The sequence below is a fragment of the Candidatus Flexifilum breve genome, assembly GCF_016713355.1.
On the sequence record NZ_JADJPI010000037.1, the window covers coordinates 596,597 to 617,487 of the forward strand.

Here is a 20,891-nt window from a genome sequence, read left to right on the forward strand (position 1 = left end):
GTAGGTGGAGGTTCAGCGAGCAGCCTGTGCATCTGCGGCACAAGCCTTCTCTTAGTCTACGAGAGAGCAGATCTGTTTACAACTGCCAAGTGACTAGTTTTTGCAGTGGACTGCCTGCCTCGTCGGACAGGCCGATCGACTAGCTGAAGCTGGCGGCGCGATTTAGCCACTTGGAAGACGCGAGATACCATGCTCAAGAGTTACAATAAAAGAGTCTAACATTGCACTCTGAAGGTCGTCTATGGACACCATTGCTTCTCTATATGTTGCCGCTTTACTGCTGGGTTTCGCCGCGGTGCTGGTGCTCGCGGTGCATTCGCTGCAGTTTCGTCAGTTTCCCGGCGGTCGCATCTTCCTGTTATACGTGCTGTCCTCCGCCATTGCGCTGATGTCGTTTGCGATGCTGGCCATCAGCCGGGAGCCGAGCACAGCCTTCTTCTGGTCACGCCTGCGGTTCCTCGGCATCCTCACCAGTCCCCCGCTGTTTCTGCTGTTTGTGCTGGACTACACCGGAAAGACATTTCGCGGTCAGCGCGTGCTGGCCGGAATGATGTTCGTCATTCCCGCGCTCGCGCTGTTCGTGTTGTGGTCGGAACAGGTGGTGCCGCTGTTTTTCACCAGCTGGTCGCTGACCAGCTACAGTTTTCTCAGTGTGGAACGTTCGCAGTTCGGCCTGTGGTTTCAGATTCACGGGCTGCATTCCTATGCACTGTCGATTGCCGCCTATTATTGCCTCATCAGCAGCTACGGCGCGACCAAAGGGGCACAGCGCCCTGCCATGCTGTGGATTCTCGCAGGGAACGTGTTGGCTTATGGTGTAGCGGCAATACCCGGCCTGATTGGTAACGTCTTGCCTTTGAATATCGCTCCGTTCGGCATCTCCGCTGGGTTGATCATCACCGGGTGGGGGCTTTTTCGGCATCGCCTGTTCGATGTGCTGGCAGCCGCGTATCACACCGTGTTCCTGAGCTTTCAGGACGCAGTCATCGTGCTGAACAGTCAACAGGAGATCGTCCAGTGGAACCCCGCCGCTGATGCGCTGCTGCGAAAACGCGTGCCAACGCTCATGTATGAACGGCTGGATACCGTGCTCGCCCTGCACGGGGTCAGAGACCGCCTACCAACCGCTGCCGAAGCCGAGTTTGAGATCACGATGAACGGGTGCGACTTCAACGCGCGCTTGTCGGCCCTGCGAATGTCGAACGGTCACGCCGTCGGGCAGGTGCTGGTGCTGCGTGATATCACGGATGTCAACGCTTCCGAGCGAACCCGGCTGGAAGCCGAGCGGTTGTACCGGTTGTTGGCGGAAAACAGCACCGATATGATCACACTGCATACGCCTGCCGGTCAGTTCGTCTATATGAGCCCCTCCTCGCTGAACTTCACCGGCTATACCGAAGCCGAACTGCTGGCGCGGCCGCCCGAGCAAATCCTCAGCTTTGTCCATCCCGACGATCTACCAGTCAGCATGAACTATTACGTGCAGGTGGTCATGGGGGAAGCGGAGTCCTCAGTTGAGGTGCGGCTGCTGAAAAAAGACGGGACGCACTTCTGGGCGGAACTGCGGGCGACAACGATCCATGATGCTGCCGGGCAGTTGACCCACATCATGAGCGTGGTGCGCAACGTCGACGAGCGCAAACGCATGGAACAAGCGCTGCGGGATAGCAACCACCGCTACGATACACTGGTCACCAACATTCCGGCTATCGTCTTTCAACTGCGCCAACTGCCGCAGGGCGACCTCCTGTTTGACTTCATCAGCCCGAACTCGGTTAAGTATGGTGGGATGTCCCCGACTGCCATTATCGCTGATCCGTCGCTGGTCTTTCGGTTGATCGCTCCAAACTCGCTGATGTCGCTCATGGCGGCGCACACTGAGGCCTACGCCAACCTCAAGCCGCTGGTGTGGGAAGGGGAGGGCGCCTGGATTGACGGCACATGGATGCATATTGAGGCAATTCCGTCCCGGTTGGATGACGGGACGGTCGTGTGGAATGGGGTGTATCTCGATATCACGGCGCAGAAGCAAGCCGAACTGGAACTTGAACGCTCGCGCAAAATGGTTGAGCACATTGCCCGTACGCTGCCCGATGTAATCCATGTGGTGGACTTGAAAGATTGGACACAGGTCTATTCCAACCAATCACTTTATAAGCTGCTCGGTTATGACGACGATGAGGCTGCGGAACTAACCTGGAGCAATCATCTGGAAAAGCTGCTGCACCCGGAGGATTATCAGACAGAGCTGACTTACGGGAATCGCTATGCGACGCTGCGCGATGACATGGTACTGGAGACGGAATACCGTTGGAAGCACAAAACCAAAGGGATCGTGTGGTTGAATGTGCGCGAGGTGGTCTATGAACGCGACCCCGAGGGGCGGGTGCAGCAAGTCCTCGGCGTGATTCGCGATGTGACGGAACGGAAAACCGCCGAACAGCAGAACCAGCAGTTGTTGGCGCGTCTGGAAGCCGCCAATCAGGAGCTCAAAGATTTCGCGTATGTGATTTCGCACGACTTGCGCGCTCCGCTGCGCGGGGTGAGTTCTATTTCTCACTGGCTGATCTCACGCTATGGCGAGAGCTTCGACAGTGATGGCCGCGAGCTGATCGAGCTGCTCGGCGGGCGGGTGCGGCGTATGGAGCAGATGATCAACGGCGTGCTCGAATATTCGCGCATTGGTCGGGACAAAGCGGCTCCCAGCCCGGTTGATCTGGCTGTGGTCGTCCCGCAGATTGTGCAGGATATCGTGCCGACAGACCGCATCCCTGTGATCATCGAAGGCGATCTGCCGACCGTCACCGTCAATCCAACGCGCATCCGGCAGGTTTTCCAGAACTTGATCGATAACGCCGTCAAGTTCATGGATCAGCCACAGGGAGAAATTCGTATCGGCTGCCAACCCGATGACGGAATGTGGCGCTTCTACGTCCGTGACAGCGGCCCCGGCATCCCGGCTGAGCACTTTGACCGCATCTTCCAGTTGTTTCAGACGCTGCAGTCAAAGGACAAACTGGAAAGCACGGGCGTGGGACTGGCCCTGACCAAGCGCATTGTCGAATTGTATGGCGGGCGCATCTGGGTGCAATCTGTGGAGACATCCGGGTCGACGTTTTTCTTCACACTGCCGCAGGAGTGCTAAGTCGAATGGGCGCGGCGCTGACCTGCTGCGGGACGGCGAACACCGTAGTTGTTCGCCGCCTATTTTACTGGCATGCTTTATGTTTTCGTATTATCTTCTATCCGTCCGCTCATCACTAAGAAATTATCTGCCCATGGACGCCACCTTTCTCACTCATCTTCTCCCCATTCTGCTATCCCTGATTTGCTGCGCAGTCCTCGCGATTACGGCACTGCGTTACTGGGAGTTTTCCAGCGCTCAGGTCTATTTTCTGCTTGTCGTCACGATGATGTGGATGCTGCTCGCCTACGCGATGCAAGTGCTTAGCCCCGATGTGGGTCAGGCGTGGTTCTGGACACGGCTGCGCTTCATCAGCTTAGCGGTTCTTGCGCCGCTGCTGTTTGTTTTCTCGTTGGACGTGATGGGGCAGAACCCGCTGCGGAAGCGGTGGTTGCTCGCCGCGCTCGGCATTGTCCCCACCGTGACGCAGATCGTGATCTGGAATGAGGCCTGGCAGCATCTGTTTTTTGAGCACTGGCATGCGACCCGGATCGGTGGGCTGCTCATTGAAAGCATCGTCCTCGAAGGAACGTGGTTTCGCGTCTATCAACTCCAAAATCACCTACTGCTGGGGCTGATCGTTGTCCTGTTGTTCCGTTACGCCCGGCACGCGACTGCGATCGTCCGGCGGCAGATGCTTGTGTTTCTCGCCGGGACGTTCATCATCACGGTGATGATTATCGTTCCCAGTGTGTTCGGTTATCGCCCGCCATTTGTAGCCACGGCGAGCGTCTTCAGCGTGATTCTGGCGTTATTCGGCTGGGTGCTGTTCCGCTACCACTTCTTTGACACGTTCCCGATTGGCTTCCAGATGGGATATTTGAGCCTGAAAGATCCCGTGATTGTGTTGAATCAGCGCGGTGAAGTCATTCAGGCGAACGCCGTCGCGACCGAACTTCTCGGCGGGAGTCCAAAACAGATCGTGCGCCAGCCCTTGGAGCAGTTAGTGAAGTCATCAAGCCCCGCTTTTACCTTGCCCGGTACGCCCGAGGCTCAGTTTGAGCTGTCTATAGGGGATCGGGTATTTGACGCGCAGTTGTCCACGTTTCCCATGGCGCACGGCGCGATCCAGAATCGCATGCTGGTGCTGCGCGATATCACGCGACTTAAAACGGTCGAGGCGGCGCTGCGGCAGTCTGAAGAACTCTACCGTCTGCTCGCCGAAAACAGTACCGACATGATCATGTTGACGACGGTAGACGGGCACTACCTGTATGCGAGCCCGGCCTGCACGATTCACCTCGGCTACAGCAACAGCGAACTGATGGCCATGGGTCTGGAACAAATCCGCAAACTCTGTCATCATGCGGACTGGCGGCGGAACTACCTGTGGTTCAAGGGGTTGTTGGCGGGCGATTCCATGCCGCCGCTGGAATATCGTATCGTCCGGAAGGAAGGTACGCATTTTTGGGTGGAACTGCGCGCCCGCCCGATCTACAGCGGCGGTAAAGTCACCCATCTTCTAGTAGTCCTACATAATATCGATGCGCGGCGCCGCGCCGAAGATGCAGTTCGTGAAAGCAATCAACGCTTCAATACGATGGTGGAGAACCTGCCCGCCGTCGTCTATCAGTACCGCCAGATTGATGATGTTTGGGGTAGATTTGACTATATCAGTCCCAGCCTGCGTAAGTTTGATGGTCTCGAACCGGCAGAAGTTCTCGAAGATCCGCTGCTCCTCTTCAAAACCATCAATCCGGAAGATCTGTGTGTTCTGGTCGAGCAACTGCGTGAATCCGCTTTGACCTTTGCGCCCTTCGCGTGGGAGGGGCGTGTGCTCCGCCCGGACCGAGTTGATTGGGCGCGGATTGAAGCTATTCCCACGCGGCGTGAGGATGGCACGCTCATCTGGAATGGCGTTCGGCTCGACATCACCGCGCGCAAGGAGGCGGAGATCGAGTTAGCGCGAAATCGCAGCTTTATCCAGCGCGTGGCAACCATGATGCCCGATGTGATCTTCGTGTTCGATCTCTCGACCGGACTCCCGATCTACTTTAACCGCAGTAGTGAGGAGTTGGTGGGCTACAGTGTGGCTGAACTCGCTGTAATGGGGGCGAATGTCGTGACTGAACTGCTATATCCGGAAGATTTCGTCGACATCGGTGAGTCCCAGCGTCGCCTCAGCCAGCTCGCAGACTCGTATATTGACGAGTCGGAAATTCGGGTGCGGCACAAGACCCGCGGTTTCATCTGGCTGAACATGCGCTTGATGGTCTATGAACGGGCGGCAGACGGCACGGCTAAACAAATTCTGGGCGTCTTGCGCGACGTGACTGAACGTAAAACGGCTGATGAACAGCACCGGCAGTTGATGGTGCAGCTGGAGGGCGCCAACCAGAGCCTCCAGGACTTCGCTTATGTGGTCTCGCACGATCTCAAAGCACCGCTGCGCGGGGTCAGTTCGATTTCGCGCTGGCTGAGCACCACCTACGCCGATAAATTCGATGCGGACGGTCAGGAACTGATCATTCTGTTGGGCAAGCGCGTGCTGCGCATGGAGCAGATGATCAACGGTGTGCTGGAGTATTCTCGCATTGGGCGCGAACGGGAGAAGCACATGCCCGTCGACCTGATGCTGCTGGTGCCGGAGCTCGTTCAGGATATCGTTCCCGATCAGATGCATGTGGCGATTGAGACGCCGCTGCCGACCGTGCTCTTCGAGCCCACCCGCATGCGGCAGGTCTTCCAGAATCTGATCGACAACGCCGTCAAGTTCATGGATAAGTCAGCGGGCGAAATCGCCATTGGCTGCGAACAGGTCGACGACATGTGGATGTTCTGGGTGCGCGACAACGGCCCGGGAATCGCCTCGCAGTACTATGAGCGGATCTTCCAGTTATTCCAGACGCTGACGCCCAAAGACCAGTTTGAAAGCACCGGGGTAGGGCTGGCGCTGGTCAAGCGGATCGTCGAGACCTGCGGCGGGAAAATCTGGCTGGAATCGGCTCCCAACGCAGGCACGACGTTTTATTTCACCGTGCCCGCGTGAGCATTACTGCCAGAAGATGTCTTCCACCGCGCCAAGGAAGAGCGTCCGGTTAAGCGGCTTGGGGAAAAAGGCATTGAAGCCGGAATCCAACGCATCGACCTTGAGGCGCGGCGTGTGATAGGCGCTCATGGCGATGCAGTGCAGGTTGGCGAGTTCCGGGTCATTGCGAATGGCGTTCAGCAGTTGAAAGCCATCCTGCCCGGGCAGCGCCAGATCGATAATTGCACCGACGTAGCCGCCGGAACGCAGCATCGCCCATGCATCTTCGGCATTTGCGGCGATATCGGCCTCGCGGTTAACCTGCTTCAGCAGCCGGGCAACCAGTTCCTGCCCGTCGGGGTCATCTTCAACAATCAAAAGCGGATAGCGCGTCATTTTTCTACTCCAAAGGGAAACTAAAAGGTTTTCAAATGTTCGGCATACTCAGGGATGTCGATCAAAATGGTAATCAACTGGTGAACGAAATGCAGCGGGTCGAGCGGTTTGGTGATGTAGTTGTGAAATCCCGCCGCGAGACCGCGTTCGCGGTCGCCCGCCATCGCATGGGCGGTGAGGGCGATCACAGGCACCGCTTGCTGCCGCGAATCTTGCTGCAGGCGGTAGAGGACTTCCCAGCCATCCATATCGGGCATCGACAAATCGCACAGGATGAACTTAAACGGTGTGGGGTGCGCCGCGACCAGTTCCAACGCCTGCTTGCCATCCCGGGCGACGACGACGTTCGCGCCGCCGTATTTGAGCAAGCGGGAAGCGACTTCGAGATTATCCGGTTCATCGTCGATGACGAGCACATCCCAACCGACGAAGGCGCGGGGAATTTTGATCACGAGGCCTCCTCAAGGCCCGATAACGGCGCGAGTTTGTATTCGTTTGCCATGCTCCCGAGCGCCTGATCGGCGAAGCGCGGCGGCGTTTTTGGCTCGGAGCGCGGCAGATTGAGCGGTAGATCGACGGTGAACGTGCTGCCTACGCCGAGCTGGCTGGTCAGGTTAATGCTGCCGTTCATGAGCAGCGTCAGGCGGCGCACAATCGCCAGCCCGAGGCCTGCGCCTTCAAACATCCGCGTCGAACTGGAATCGACCTGAAAGAAGTCGTCGAAGATGCGCGCCTGATCTACCTCGGAAATGCCAATGCCCGTATCTGTGACCTGAATGCGCAGTCGATCCGCATGCCGCCGGAAGCTCAAGTTTACCACGCCGGTCTCCGTGAATTTGAATGCGTTGCCTACGAGATTCGTCACAATCTGCGTGATGCGCTGCTCATCGTGCTGGAGGCTGTCGGGCAGGGCCGGATCCACCTCCAGTTCGAAGCGGAGGTCAGTGCTGTGCGCCAGAACGCGAAGATCCTTGTGCAAGGTGTCCGCCAGCGCGCGCGGCGCCACCGGGGCGGAGACCAGTTCCAGACCGCCCGTCGTGATGCGCGAGAGGTCGAGGATGTTGTTGATGAGCGTATGCAGACGCTGGGTATTGGCCAGCGCGCGTTCTGCCATGTACAGGTTGTCATCGGACATCTGCCCGCTGAACATCATCAGGTGGAGGAAGCCGATGATCGCGTTGAGCGGTGTGCGTAGTTCGTGACTCATGGTCGCGAGAAACATGTCTTTCAGGCGCGTCGCCTCTTCGGCGGTCGCGCGTGCCTGTTCCAACTGCTTGATGTGGCGGGACAACTGAGAGGCCAGGTCGTTGTAGGCGAGGGACAAGCTGCCAAATTCATCCTGACCGGAGACGGGAATGCGGGCTTGAAAGTTCCCGCGCGCGAATTCGTCGGTGGCTTTGCGCAGCGCCGATAAACGCTGCAGCAGGTAGCGGCTCAAGGTGACGGAGACGGCAATTGTGATGACGAGGCCGATGAAGAGCAGCCCAATGATCAGCGTAAAGATTTGCTGGATGTGTTCGCGAACCTCATTGAGAACCGGGTCTACGCTGCTGATACTGGCGACTTCCGCGCTGATGTGCAGCAGCCCAATGAGGATGACACTCGCCGCGACCGCCGTGACCACAAAGATCAGCCCGAAGGCCAGCGCGAGTTTGCTGCGCAGCGAGAGGGAACTGAGCTGGTCCATAGGGGGTGCGTGTTGAGACGAAGTCATACCCGGTTTTCACTTTCTCAATGTCGACGGCGATTCGCTGCGGGTGCGTGTTTACTCATATTACATGAGTCGCCAGCGATCGTTATCCACCACTTGGATAGTTTCTCGACTAGACAGGTGGATAGGTTGCGCTGCGAACAGTGTCGGGACGCATGGGTGCGCGTCCCGACTCGAGCTAGAGCTCGATTTAGCTGGTGATCGGTGCGAGGCGGATGGTAAAGTGCCGCAGCACGGGCGCTTGGTAGACGATCTTGTAAGGGGGGAGTTCGGCGCGCTGCGCAAACACTTCGAGGATCACTTCGGCGAGGTAGTCGACGTGGCTCTGCGTGTACGTGCGGCGTGGGAAGGCGAGGCGCACCAGATCCATACTGGCGGGTAGTTCCGTGCCGTCGGGCTGCATGCCGAACATCACCGTGCCGATTTCGACCCCACGCACGCCGCCGATCAGATACAGCGCGTTATTCAGCGACCACGCCGGGTACTGCGTCGGCGCGATGTGCGGTAGCATGGCGCGCGCGTCCAGATAGACGGCGTGACCGCCTGTTGGCTGCACGATCGGCACGCCCGCCTCGATCAAGCGGTCGCCGAGGTAGGCGATGGAGCGGATGCGGTAACGCAGATAGTTCTCGTCGAGCGCTTCATATAAGCCCTGCGCAATCGCTTCGAGATCATAGCCCGCCATGCCGCCGTAGGTCGGGAAGCCTTCGGTCAAAATTTCGAGGTTGCGGCACTGCGCGGCGAGGTCATCGTCGTTGACGGCGAGGAAGCCGCCGATATTCGCCATACCGTCTTTCTTGGCGCTCATCGTGCAGCCATCGGCGTAGCTGAACAGCTCCTTGGCGATCTCCATCGGCGTTTTGTCGGCGTAGCCTTCCTCGCGCATCTTGATGAACCACGAGTTTTCGGCAAAGCGACAGGCATCGATGAGGAAGGGGATGCCGTGCTGGCGGGCGACGGCGCTGACGGCGCGCACGTTCGCCATGCTGACGGGCTGGCCGCCGCCGGAGTTGTTGGTCACCGTGAGCATGATCGCGGGGATGCGTTCGCGCCCGACCGTGCGAATCGTCTCTTCGAGCGCGTCGATATTCATGTTGCCCTTGAACGGATGAATCAGGCGCGGCTGCCGACCTTCGGCGATCACCAGATCGCGGGCTTCTGCGCCCGAGTGCTCGACGTGCGCGCGGGTGGTGTCGAAGTGCGTGTTGTTGGGGATGACGTCGCCGGGTTTGGCGATGGTGGTGAACAGGATGTTTTCCGCCGCGCGGCCCTGATGCGTCGGGATGACATGTTTGAAGCCCGTGATGTCCCGCACGGCGGCTTCGAAGCGGTAGAACGAGGACGCGCCCGCGTACGACTCGTCGCTGGCGATCATGCCCGCCCACTGCCGCGAGGACATCGCGCCCGTGCCGCTGTCCGTCAACAGGTCGATGAGCACGTCGTCGGCGCGCAGCAGGAAGGGGTTGTAACCCGCGGCCTGCAGCGCCGCTTCACGCTGCGCCCGCGTCGTGAAGTGCACCGGTTCGACGGAACGAATCCGGAATGGTTCAATAATCGTTTTGGGTTGAAAATCACGCATTTTGCTGTCCTTACGCCTGCAAAGATGATGCCCGCCATTATCCTGCGCGCGCGGCGGCTTGGCGAACATTCTGTGCAAAACGTCAGCGAACATGGGCTGTTCGTTACAAAAGTCCCACGCACAACTTTGTGCAGACTTTTTTTGACAGGCATTTTTTCTTGTGTTAGGCTGATTAAACGGCTGGTTAGTCGAAAATAGTTTCATACTCTTCTTGCAAAGGGATGCACAATGGTCAAAAGAGCGTCACTCGTACTCGTGATCCTATTGGTGCTCAGCGTCACTTCGGTGCTGCTGGTGAGCGCTCAAGAGGGCAATCAAGACATCTATGGGCGCGATCTGCCCGAAGATGCGGCTCCATATGAAATGCAAACATGGTCGGTACTCTGCGATTCGACCCGTACCGAAATGTCACTGTCGTCGATCATCACTGTGTATCAGCGTATCTGCGGTGATACGAACATCTTCGATCTGCTCGGCGACGCGCTGGTCAACCTTGATGAAAACCTGAACCTCATCCCCGGAGCCGCGGAAAGCTGGGAACCGACCGAAGACGGTACGGCCTGGCTGTTCCACCTGCGCCCCGGTCAGGTGTGGAGCGATGGCACGCCGCTGACGGCGGCGGACTATGTCGCTAGCTTCCGCTTTATGGCGGACCCGGCGAATGCCTATGACTTCGTGTGGATGTGGCAGGGCACAATCAAGAATTGGTCGGAAGCCGTCGCCGGTGAAGTTTCGCCGGAAGATGTAGGTGTGGAAGCCGTCGACGACCTGACCGTCAAGGTCACGACCGATGGCGCGCGTCCGTACCTCCCCGGCATGGTCTACTTCTGGCCGCCGCTGCAGGCCGCCGCGCTGGCCGAACATGGCCCCGGCTACGTGATCGACCCCGCGCTGAGCGTGTCGTCCGGCCCGTTCATGTTAACCGAATTTGAAGCGGGCAGCCGCCTCACGCTCGAAGCGAACCCGACCTACACGGGGTACCGCCCGCCGTACATCCGCCAGATCACGGCGACGTATGGCGATCAGCTCAATGGCAGCTTCCTCGCCTTCCAGAACCACCAGATCGACCGCGTGATGTACGTCCACCTCAGCCCGGCGGACTTCGAAGTGATCGCCAGTGATCCGATTCTGGCGGAGAACTACCTGCCGAACTTTGGCGACTTCCGTACGGACTACCTGTTCTTTGACACCTACACCGCGCCGTTCGACAACCTGCAGGTGCGTCAGGCGTTTGCCCACGCGCTCGACCGGGAGAGCATTGTCGAGAACGTGATCGGTTCGCAGTTTGGCGTGCCTGCCTATTCGTTCCTCGCCCCCGGCTTCCCGTCGTCGGATGCGACCGGGGACCTGCGCGAGTATCAGAATTACGACTGTGAACTCGCGCAAAGCCTGCTGGCCGAAGCGGGTTATCCCGGCGGCGAAGGCTTCCCGGCGCAGGAATTGAAGCTGCGCGGCGAAACCGAAGCCCGCGCCCAGTGGTGGATCGCGTCGGCGGCCTCGATCAGCGACTGCCTGAACGTCGAAATCACCGTCAACAACATGGAATTCAACGCCTTCATGGAAGCGCTGTTGGCGCGTCCGACGGGCATCACCTTCGGCGCGGTCTCCTACGGGATGGACTACCTTGACCCGTCGAACATGCTCGGCGTGTGGGTCTCGACTGCCCGTCACTCGTGGCGCAGCGCGGAATTCGATCAGCTCGTCAACGACGCCAACGTGCTCGTCGGCGATCTGGAAACCCGCGACCAGATGTACCGTGACGCGGAACGCATCCTTGTCGAAGAAGCGGCGGGCGTCTTCCTCGTCCACCGTATTCAGGGTGACCTGTTCCAGCCGTACGTGGCGGGCGAATGCTTCCGTCCGGACGCGCAGGGTGTGTCGGCGTGGCACTGGGGCAACGATTGGTGCTGGGGCACGTTCTACATCACCAATGACGTCGCGAACTACGACACGTACCGCGACTAACGTCCGCTCTGCATAGGGGCAAGGCATAAGCGTGTTGAAAAAGGTCAGATTCCGACCCCACCCCCGGCCCCTCCCCGAATTCAGGGAGGGGAGACAGCAGACTCGCCGTTCCGCCCCTCTCCCCGCTTGCGTGGGAGAGGGGTTGGGGGTGAGGGGTTTCTAAATTTGCTCATGCCTTGCCCCTACTTATGGGAATTGCCGAGCGTAACCCAATTTACCAGACAAGGGGCGATTCGCAGCCGGATCGCCCCTTTACATAGCAAGAAAACTTCATGACTGGATACCTCATACGCCGCATCATCAGCCTGTTCTTCGTGATGTTTGTGGTTTCGCTCATCGTCTTTGTCCTGATGAACAGCATCCCCGGCGGGCCGTTCAGCTTAGGCGAGCGCGGCTATTCGCCGGATGCACTGGCCAACCTCGAACGCAAGTACGGGCTGGATAAGCCGCTCGCCGAACGCTATATCAACTTTTTATTGGGCGCAGTCCGACTCGATTTTGGCAATTCCTTCGCGGTGGCGGGCAACCCGCCGGTGACTGAGGTCATTCTGCGCACGTGGCCGATCACACTGCATGTGGGCATCCTGACGATTGGCCTCTCGTTCACGCTCGGCATTGTGATGGGCATCGTCAGCGCGTACCGCCGCAACAGCCCCCTCGACAATGGGGTGACGTTTCTGGCGACGCTCGGCATCACGCTGCCGAACTTCATCATCGCGACGTTTTTGCTGCTCATCTTCGGCTATCAAAATGGCTGGGGTGTGCAAAATCAGTGGATTATCGGTCCGTTGTGGCAGGGCGGTCCCGCGATTCTCTCCAAAGATTATTTTCTCCCGGTGATCACGTATGCGCTTGCGCCGCTGGCGCTGGTGGCGCGCTACACCCGGTCGAGTGTGAGCGATGCGCTGAGCGCGGACTATGTGCGCACGGCGCGTTCCAAAGGGCTGGCGGATCGCAATATCATGTTCCGGCATGTGCTGCGTAACGCGGCCATCCCCATGGTGACGGTGCTGCTGCCGCAAATCCCGAATTTACTCACCGGGTCGCTGTTCATTGAAGTCGTGTTTGGCATTCCGGGATTAGGCAAATTCTTCGTGACCAGCATTTTTAGCCGCGATTACCCGATGATCATGGGGTTGGTGCTGCTGGTGGCGTTCTTCTGGGGCATCATGTATTTGGTCACCGACGTTCTGTATACCTTGATTGACCCGCGCATTCGGCTGGGTGGATCGGCGGCACGATGAGCAACTCGACAACTTCGAGCACCAAACCCAGCGAACAGATCGCCACGCTCACGCCGAAGACGGTCAAGCGGTCACTGTGGACAGACGCCGTGCGGCGTTTCCGCCGCAACAGGCTGGCGATGTTCGGACTATTCATCCTGCTGATCCTGTTGACGTTGGCCGTGTTCGCGGATGTGATCGCGCCGTACGAGGTAGACAAGGTCTTCCTAACGCTGCGCGCCAATACGCTGCCGTTCGTGAATTCGGCGCACGTGCTGGGGCTCGATGGCAGCAGCCGCGACTACCTGACCCGGCTGATTTTCGGCGCGCGCACGTCGATGCTCGTCGGCTTGATGGTGCCGCTGATCTCGTTCGCGATTGGCGTGCCGTTAGGCGCGCTGGCGGGGTATCTCGGCGGCAAGTTCGACTTCATCGTCATGCGCATCGTCGAAGTGGCGACGGCGATTCCGCCGCTGTTGTTCGCGCTGTTCCTGTTGAGCATCGTCGGCAGCGGCATCTGGAACGTGATCGCCGTGCTGGCGGTCACGGCGTGGATTGAGCCGACGCGCCTGACGCGCGCACAGTTCATCACCTACCGCGAGCGCGATTTTGTTATGGCGGCGCAGTCGCTCGGCGCGCAGCACTGGCGCATCATCTTCATCCACATTCTGCGCAATACGTTGTCACCGCTGATCGTAGCGTTCACGTTTGCTGTGCCGCTGGCGATCTTCGCGGAAGCGGGGTTGAGCTTCCTCGGCATCGGCATCACCGAGCCGACCGCCAGTTGGGGCAAAATGGTCGGGTCGGGGATCGGGAACTTCATCCGCGTGTACTATCACATTGCGCTGTTCCCGACGATCATGGTCGCGCTGACGATGCTGGCGTTCTCGTTTGTGGGGGACGGTTTGCAAGAGGCGCTCGACCCGCAGCGCGCGGATCACCGCTAAGTGTGATTTCTGCCCTTGGTAGGGGCGCACGGCCGTGCGCCCCTACAGCCGCAAATCTTAGGATTACTCCCCTTGCAGGGATTGTAAGTACGCATAGAGATTGGATGCGCCGGAGTCACTCAGGCGATTGGTCGCGTACTGGTGATCGACGCCCAGTTCGCCACCGGAGCGCATAAACGTGACGAAATCAGCTTCAGTGGCGGCATATTCCAGCAGCGGCCCACCTTGATCGGTCACGCCTTCGCCGTTCGCCCCGTGACAGCTCGCGCACTCCAACGCTTCATAGCGTCCGCGTCCACGTTCGACCTTTTCGGGGTCAAGGGCGCTGGCTTCGGCAGTCGCGTCACCAGCAGGCACTAAGGTCGCGGCGGCGGTCGCGACGGCGGGCGGCGCGGTCGGCTGTGTGAAGCTGAAGGTCGGCACATTCACCACCGGGGTAGAAGAAGCTGCCGGAGCTGAGGTGTTGTCTGTGGTATTTGCGTCAGTTCCACCACCGCAGGCGGCGAGCAGCAGCGCCATGCTCACCAGCATCCCTGTCATTCGTCGACCGCGCATAGTTTCCCGCTCCTTCTCTTTGATGGCTTGTTTGGCCTGTAATTATAGCGATTTGCGCGGCGAATGCGCAGAATTCCACCAGTCGGACATAAAGAGGAAGATTCTAGTTTCTCAAGGTAATCAGGAGGTGGTATGGATAAGCGCGTTCAATTCGACTTTGCGCTCACGTTCAGCAACGGGGGCGGCTTACAGGGGCAGGATTTTCGGCTGGATCTGGTCGGCGCTGAGATTTCCGATGCGGCGCTGGCGGACTACATCATCGCCGATTTGCGCCTACTCATGGTCGAGCAGGTGCAGATCCTCAATAAACGCATCATCGAAGAGGCGCACAAGCGCGGCACCAGCCCGGCCGCACGGCTGTACGTCGACCTGAGCCACACGATTCATGATGGGCTGGTGACGTATAAGGGGCTGCCCGCGCCGATTATCTGCGATTATCTCTCACGCGAGGAGTCGCGCTCACGCTATGCGCCGGGGACGGAATTCCAGATCGGCAAACTGGAGATGGTCTCGAACACCGGGACGTATGTCGATGTGCCGTTTCACCGCTACGCACACGGGCATGATCTCGCGCAGGTGCATCTGGAACGCTTTGTCGACTTGCCCGCCGTGGTCATCCGCGCACCCTATCAGAGCGGACTAGCCGTCGATGTTGTGGCGTTCGCCGGAGCAGCGCTGAGAGGGAAAGCTGTGTTGGTGCATACCGGCTGGGCGGAACACTGGAACACGTCCGCTTACTACGAGAATCACCCGTATGTGACCGCTGCCGCCGCGGCGTATCTGGTCGAGCAGGGCGCGGTGCTGGTCGGCATCGATTCGCATAACATCGACGATACGCGCAGTAATACGCGACCCGTCCACACGACGCTTCTCGCCCATGAGATTTTGATCTGCGAGCATCTGTGTGAGCTGGGGCGGCTGCCAGACACCGGATTCACGTTTAGCGCCGTGCCGCCCAAGTTTTCGGGTATGGGGACGTTCCCCGTGCGCGCGTTTGCGCGGCTGCAGGGCGTTTAGCTCGATTGCTCCAGCGGACAGAACAAATCGACGACGTTGCCGTCAGCATCTTCAACCTGCGCGTAATGCTGCCCCCAGAAGGCGTCCCACGGGGCTTTGTGACTCGCGTAGCCCATGCCCGTCAGCCGGGCGTAGAGCGCGTCGACTTCCGCCGGATTGGCGCACAGGAAAGCCATGCCCCCGCGGTGCGAACCCGTCGGGGGCTGCCAATCCGGCTCAAACATCCGGATCACCTCCTGGGTGTCCCAGGCGATGCGCAAACCACTGGGCAGCACATATTCGACGTGGCCTTCGGTGTCCATTGCGGCGGGGATATCCCACCCCAGTTGACGGTAGAAGTTGAGGGCGGCGGGCATATCGCGCACGATGATGCCGATGAGATCAAGTTTCGGGGGCATGTGATCTACTCCTTGTAGCCAAAACCGATTCAATTATAGCCTGTAATCCGAACAAATGTGCACTCATTGGCAGGTCACCTCGGTCGGAACGCGCGTTGATTTCTCCGACAAAAGCCTGATGACACATAAGTCGTACCTGCCTATGATCGAACAGGATTTTTGCCACAGGCCACACCGCCGCTCTGTCACCTGACTAACTTCATCTTCAATCATTCCCCAGCGCACCCGCGGGCTGCGGTGGCATGTGGCTTTGTGATGATTACGGTACTGCTCACCGGTTTTAGGGGGAACAATGCAGGGAATCTCAAAGTATGCGGTAGGGATTGTACGCGCGGGATTACTGCTGGTCGTGCTGCTGACGTTGAGCAGTGGCTTCGCCCAGTCCGCGCTGACAGTCGAGTTGTTTGCCAACGCGCTTGATCAGCAGGCGAGCGCCAGCGGGTTTCCGAACGGCAACCAATCGATTCAACCCGTCGAGCAGTCGCTGGCCGTGGCGCTCTACGAGGAGGTCACGAACTACAGCCAATCGATGAGTCGGGCAGATGATTTTGGCCCGGAGGTCGATGCGTGGCTCGCAGAGTTCGATCAGCACGTTGGCGAGTTCAACCAGCAGATGGAACAGGCGGGCGCGGATGCGCCGATCGACGTGCGCGCGCAGATCATTTCAGACGCGGTCGACCAGTATGGACGCGACCTCGAAGAAGTTGGCTCAGTGCAACCGCTCGACCCGCGCGCGCAGGCTATCTCGGATGCGGTGGATGAGTACAGCCGCTATGTGGATTCGCTGAAAGCTGAAGCTCCGCGCGATCCGCGCGCTGAAGCGATTTCAGCCGCCGTCGATGAATACTCACGCTACGTCGACTCGCTGAACGCGCAGCCCGTAATCGATCCACGGGCGGAAGCGGTCTCCCATGCCGTTGCACAGTATGTTGCGTCTGTGGAGAACGAAGATCCGGCGACTGTGCGCCGTTCGGTCAGCAATGCGACGCGGCAGGCGATCAACCAAAGCGGTGTGCGCCACCCGAACCTCGTGAGGCAGCATATGGATAACCTCATCATCTGGGAAGTCCCGTCGTCACTGCTGCCCATCAATGGCAATTGGCGCGTCCAACCTTTCGAGATGGTGACCAGCGGTCAGTGCATCGACACGAGCGGTGATAACGGCGGCATGGGCTTTGGCGAAGGCGAAGAAGATCCCGGTCAGCCGCTGTGCGGTTACGCTAATCCGGGCGGGCTGCCGTTCATCACGTGGTCGGGTGGGACACATCCTTATCTACCGGGAACGGGCAGCATCTACAGCCAAGAGCCGCTGGTGATGCAGGAAGTCATACGCAACAGCAGCGGCGCGACCATCGGCAGCATGCAGCGGACGATCACGACCGAATACCGCGTCGTCGCGCCTGACCTCATCGAAGTGCACATTGTCGATCAGGAAGAGGGCGGCTGCACCCGAGAAGGGACGTTCAATCTCGAACTCGTGACCGCGGATGAGTCGGTGTGCCCGGCGTTGATCTCAATTGAGACGCCCGTGCCGATTTCCACACCGGTCGCCGGAACGCCCGACCCGAATGCGACGCCCGCGCCCATCATGACTGAACCTGCGCCGATCATCCGCGGGCTGTACCTGGCCGGTGAACCGCAGTACACCGACCCGCAGGTGTGTGGTGACGTCAACACGCCACCGCAGTTCGCTGAGGTGAACATCGACGTGCAGGACGATGGCAGTCTGCTGCTCGATTACGGGACAGGGACGCAGGTCGTCTACAGCCTGGGCGATGGCATGTATCAATACGACAGCGGCAACGACGCCAGTCCGCGCTATGACATCTTCGTGTACATCGAACCGGATGGCACAGGCAATATCAGTTGGTCACAGCAAGATGGTTCGGGCAATATCTGCTATGCGATGATCGACATCGCCGTGCCCGGTATGGAAGCGGCAGAGCCGACGCCGACGCCCGATATGGGCAGCGCGGACAGTGGCACGGTCGAAACGCTGGTCGTGCCCGAAGGCAGTTACACGGTGACATGGGCGCCGATCCCCGGTCTAGAATGCCCGGAAGCTCTGCTGCCGACCGTACTGACCTTTACTGAGGCGACGCTGACAACCACCGCGGATGGTGTGGTGATTGAAACAGCCGATACCAGCTATCTGCTGACGAATCAGGGCGGCAACTGGGTCTACATGGACTTCAAGGATGACGGTTCAGGGGCGTCACTCAGTCTGTCGCAGGTCATGGACGATGGCACCGTCACCGGCTCGTTTAACAGCTTCAACCCCAGCGGTGACTTCTGCCTGATGCAGTTTACGTTTACGCCTTAGGCCGGGTTAGCGTTCCGCTGCAGCGGGCAGGGTAATCGTAACGGATGTTCCCTGCCCGAGCGCGCTCGTTACGCAGATGCGCCCACCGTGATGCCCGATGATGCGGTGGGCGATGGGCAGACCTAACCCCAGACCGGGCGTAGTGTGCGCATTATCCCGCCGCCAGAACGTCTCGAAGATGTGCGGCAAATCCTCCGGGCTGATGCCGATGCCCGTATCGCTGATGTCAATGTGGATCTGGCCTTCGACCCACTGTGCGGACACGGTGATCGCCCCCTCGGCGGGGGTGAAGCGGAAGGCGTTGTCGAGCACTTGATAGAAAGCATGGGCCAGATGCTCGGCGTCGCCGGAGATCGTGAGCAGCCCATCGGGCAGGCTCAACTTCAGGCGCGGCCCCTGCCCACCTGTGAGCGCGACCCGCTGCGCCTCCGCCATAATCAGGCTGCTGACGTCAACCGCCGCAAACCGCTGCAAATCCGTGCTTTCGAGCCGCGCCATGAGCAGCAGCATGTCGACCAGCTCGGTAATGCGCCCGACTTCACCGTGAATTTGTTCCGCTTTGAGCGTGCGCCGCTGGGCGTCATCGCTGCGTGCCATCAAGTAGGTGCCGGTGCTGATGATCGATAAGGGGGTGCGGAACTCGTGCGCGGCATCCTGCACGAAGGTGGTGAGCAGATGCACTCGTTCACGTTCGAGCGCGAGATCAAATTCTCGCTGCTGCGCCTGCTTGCGCTCGCTGATGTCGCGCGAAATCACGTACATCGTCTTGAGGTTGCCATCCGCCGTATAGTTGAAGCGGGCACTGTCTTCGCGCCAAGAATACTCACCCGATGCCAGCACGATCCGGTAGGTATAGGTCGCCGTTTCGGCTTGCTGGCGTACGGCATCGGCGAATGCCGTCATGACTGCCACGCGGTCATCCGGATTCAAATTGCCGATTGCTTCGCTCAGGTCGAGGCCAATGAATTCGCCGGGCTGACGGCCATTTTGCCGATCATAAGCGGGCGACGCATAGGTGACTTGTCCAAGCGTTGCATCAAAGACCAGCAGACCATCCGAGGTGTTTTCGGCGAGCAGTCGGTATTTGGCTTCGCTCTGGCGTAGATCATCTTCCATCCGCTTGCGTTCGGTGATGTCGCGGGCGGCGGCATAGAGAATGTCGCCGACCGGATGGACGCGCCATTCGATGTAGCAGTAGGTACCATCGGCGCGGCGGTAGCGATTCGTGAAGTGGAGTAAGTCGTTTTGCTGGCGCAGATATTCGACGACGTCGAGCGTGGGCTGAATGTCGTCGGGATGAACAAAGTCGAGGAACGGGTGACTCAGCATCTCATCCAAAGGGTAGCCGAGGGTGGCTTCCCATGATTTATTGACCTTGAGGAAGGTGCCGGTGTTGTTGTCGGCGATGCACAGCAGGTCAAGCGCCACGGAGAAGAAGCCATCGAGTTCCTGATAGCGCTGGTTGAGCTCCGCTTCCAGCAGTTTGCGTTCGCTGACATCGCGCAGAATGCTCTGGAAATGCACCGGACGGCCATCCGTATCGCGAACCACCTCAATGTTGATTTCGGCGGTCACAGGCTGACCATTCTTGTGGCGCAGTGTACATTCGTACGGCGTAATCTGTTCACCATCGATCAGGCGCTGGTAGAACGCCAGCGTATCCGGGTAATCCTGCGGATACACGACATCGCGATAGGTCGCGCGGCTGAGCTCCTCGACCGTATACCCGAACATGTCCGCGGCGCGCTGATTCACCATGAGATGCTGGCCGTTGAGATCGACAATGAACACGGCGTCGTTCGACTGCCGGAACAGCGCTCGATAGCGCAGCTCGGACTGGCGCTTGTGCGTCACGTCGACCACGATCAGGTACAGTACGCGGCCTTCGGGTGTGTCGACGGGGGTGGCATACACATTGACATCGCGCATTTCGCCGGACGCGAGCCGGTGGCGCGTCTCAAAATAACCGTGCTCACTGCGCTCAGCCGCGAGGAGGGTCGTGCTAACCTCGGTTTCCGCATACGGGTTGAGATCGCGGATAGACATCGTTTGCAGTTGTTCACGCGGGTACCCGTAAAAAGCGGCGGCGGCCAGATTCGCATCCGCGATGGTGCCGGATCCCGGGTCAATGATCAGCTTGACCGCGCTGGCGCGGTCGAAGATTTGGTAGTAGCGCTGGTTGCTCAGTTCGACGGCGACTTCCGCCCACTTGCGCTCGGTCACATCTTTCTGCGCGCCGAGAAAGTGCGTAACTTGCCCGTGCGGGTCGCGAATGGGGGTGATGTGCAGCTCATTCCAGAACAGACTGCCATCTTTGCGATAATTGCGCAGCGTGACCACACACGCTTCCCCGGCTTGGAGCGCCGCGCGCAGGGTGGCTAATTCTTGCTGGTCGTGGTCAGTCCCCTGAAGAAAGCGGCAGTTCTTGCCGATGATTTCGGCGATGGGGTAACCGGTAAGCGCTTCGAACGCGGGATTCGCGTAGATGATGGGGAGGTCAGGTTGAAGCGCGTCGACCAGCGTCAGGCTTTCCGGAGTGTGGTCGATAATCTGCCGCTGCATCCAAGCGTTATCCGATGGCGCCTGTCTGACACGATGCGGAATACGATGGTTATGGCGGACAAT

The 20,891-nt window shown here is 59.2% G+C and carries 14 protein-coding genes; 7 read left to right on the forward strand and 7 right to left on the reverse strand.

Translation table 11 applies throughout. From position 1 onward, the window contains the following. Positions 1-241 precede the first annotated feature (241 nt). Positions 242-3,145, forward strand: coding sequence for a PAS domain S-box protein (locus tag IPK17_RS33665; RefSeq protein ID WP_343422098.1), 2,904 nt, complete (start codon positions 242-244; stop codon positions 3,143-3,145). Positions 3,146-3,278: 133 nt separating this feature from the next. Continuing rightward, positions 3,279-6,173, forward strand: coding sequence for a PAS domain S-box protein (locus tag IPK17_RS33670; protein WP_343422099.1), 2,895 nt, complete (start codon positions 3,279-3,281; stop codon positions 6,171-6,173). 3 nt (positions 6,174-6,176) lie between these two features. Here the strand turns inward: IPK17_RS33670 and IPK17_RS33675 are convergent, their stop codons facing one another. From IPK17_RS33675 to IPK17_RS33690, 4 genes are all read right to left on the reverse strand, one after another. After that, positions 6,177-6,548, reverse strand: coding sequence for a response regulator (locus IPK17_RS33675; protein ID WP_343422100.1), 372 nt, complete (start codon positions 6,546-6,548; stop codon positions 6,177-6,179). A gap of 20 nt (positions 6,549-6,568) precedes the next feature. Beyond that, complete coding sequence (locus tag IPK17_RS33680) at positions 6,569-7,000, reverse strand: response regulator (protein WP_343422101.1); 432 nt, start codon at positions 6,998-7,000, stop codon at positions 6,569-6,571. Continuing rightward, on the reverse strand, positions 6,997-8,235 hold the full coding sequence (locus tag IPK17_RS33685; RefSeq protein WP_343422102.1) for a HAMP domain-containing sensor histidine kinase: 1,239 nt from the start codon (positions 8,233-8,235) through the stop codon (positions 6,997-6,999). The genes IPK17_RS33680 and IPK17_RS33685 overlap by 4 nt, the downstream gene beginning before the upstream one ends. A 214-nt stretch (positions 8,236-8,449) precedes the next feature. Beyond that, positions 8,450-9,838, reverse strand: coding sequence for a tryptophanase (locus tag IPK17_RS33690; protein ID WP_343422103.1), 1,389 nt, complete (start codon positions 9,836-9,838; stop codon positions 8,450-8,452). A 228-nt stretch (positions 9,839-10,066) separates the two neighbouring features. On the opposite strand from IPK17_RS33690, the gene IPK17_RS33695 reads away from it, so the two are divergent. The 3 genes from IPK17_RS33695 to IPK17_RS33705 all read left to right on the forward strand — a co-directional run bounded on the left by IPK17_RS33695 (position 10,067) and on the right by IPK17_RS33705 (position 13,973). Continuing rightward, positions 10,067-11,803, forward strand: coding sequence for a peptide ABC transporter substrate-binding protein (locus tag IPK17_RS33695; RefSeq protein ID WP_343422104.1), 1,737 nt, complete (start codon positions 10,067-10,069; stop codon positions 11,801-11,803). A gap of 272 nt (positions 11,804-12,075) precedes the next feature. Next, entirely contained in the window at positions 12,076-13,047 is a 972-nt protein-coding gene (locus tag IPK17_RS33700; protein ID WP_343422105.1) for an ABC transporter permease, read from the forward strand. Continuing rightward, entirely contained in the window at positions 13,044-13,973 is a 930-nt protein-coding gene (locus IPK17_RS33705; protein WP_343422106.1) for an ABC transporter permease, read from the forward strand. The genes IPK17_RS33700 and IPK17_RS33705 overlap by 4 nt, the downstream gene beginning before the upstream one ends. A gap of 63 nt (positions 13,974-14,036) precedes the next feature. Here IPK17_RS33705 and IPK17_RS33710 read toward each other — a convergent pair whose 3' ends face one another. Then, positions 14,037-14,528, reverse strand: coding sequence for a c-type cytochrome (locus tag IPK17_RS33710; protein WP_343422107.1), 492 nt, complete (start codon positions 14,526-14,528; stop codon positions 14,037-14,039). Positions 14,529-14,660: 132 nt separating this feature from the next. On the opposite strand from IPK17_RS33710, the gene IPK17_RS33715 reads away from it, so the two are divergent. Then, entirely contained in the window at positions 14,661-15,545 is an 885-nt protein-coding gene (locus IPK17_RS33715; protein ID WP_343422108.1) for a cyclase family protein, read from the forward strand. Here IPK17_RS33715 and IPK17_RS33720 read toward each other — a convergent pair. Continuing rightward, the gene (locus tag IPK17_RS33720; protein ID WP_343422109.1) at positions 15,542-15,943 is read right to left on the reverse strand and encodes a VOC family protein; all 402 of its coding nucleotides are present in this window, start codon (positions 15,941-15,943) and stop codon (positions 15,542-15,544) included. The two genes, IPK17_RS33715 and IPK17_RS33720, sit on opposite strands and share 4 nt — an antisense overlap. A 292-nt stretch (positions 15,944-16,235) precedes the next feature. Between IPK17_RS33720 and IPK17_RS33725 the strand changes: the two genes are divergently transcribed. Beyond that, entirely contained in the window at positions 16,236-18,266 is a 2,031-nt protein-coding gene (locus IPK17_RS33725; RefSeq protein WP_343422110.1) for a hypothetical protein, read from the forward strand. A gap of 6 nt (positions 18,267-18,272) precedes the next feature. Here IPK17_RS33725 and IPK17_RS33730 read toward each other — a convergent pair whose 3' ends face one another. Beyond that, a complete protein-coding gene (locus IPK17_RS33730) occupies positions 18,273-20,828 on the reverse strand; it encodes a PAS domain S-box protein (RefSeq protein WP_343422111.1) in 2,556 nt (851 codons plus the stop codon). Between the last annotated feature and the right edge of the window lie 63 nt (positions 20,829-20,891).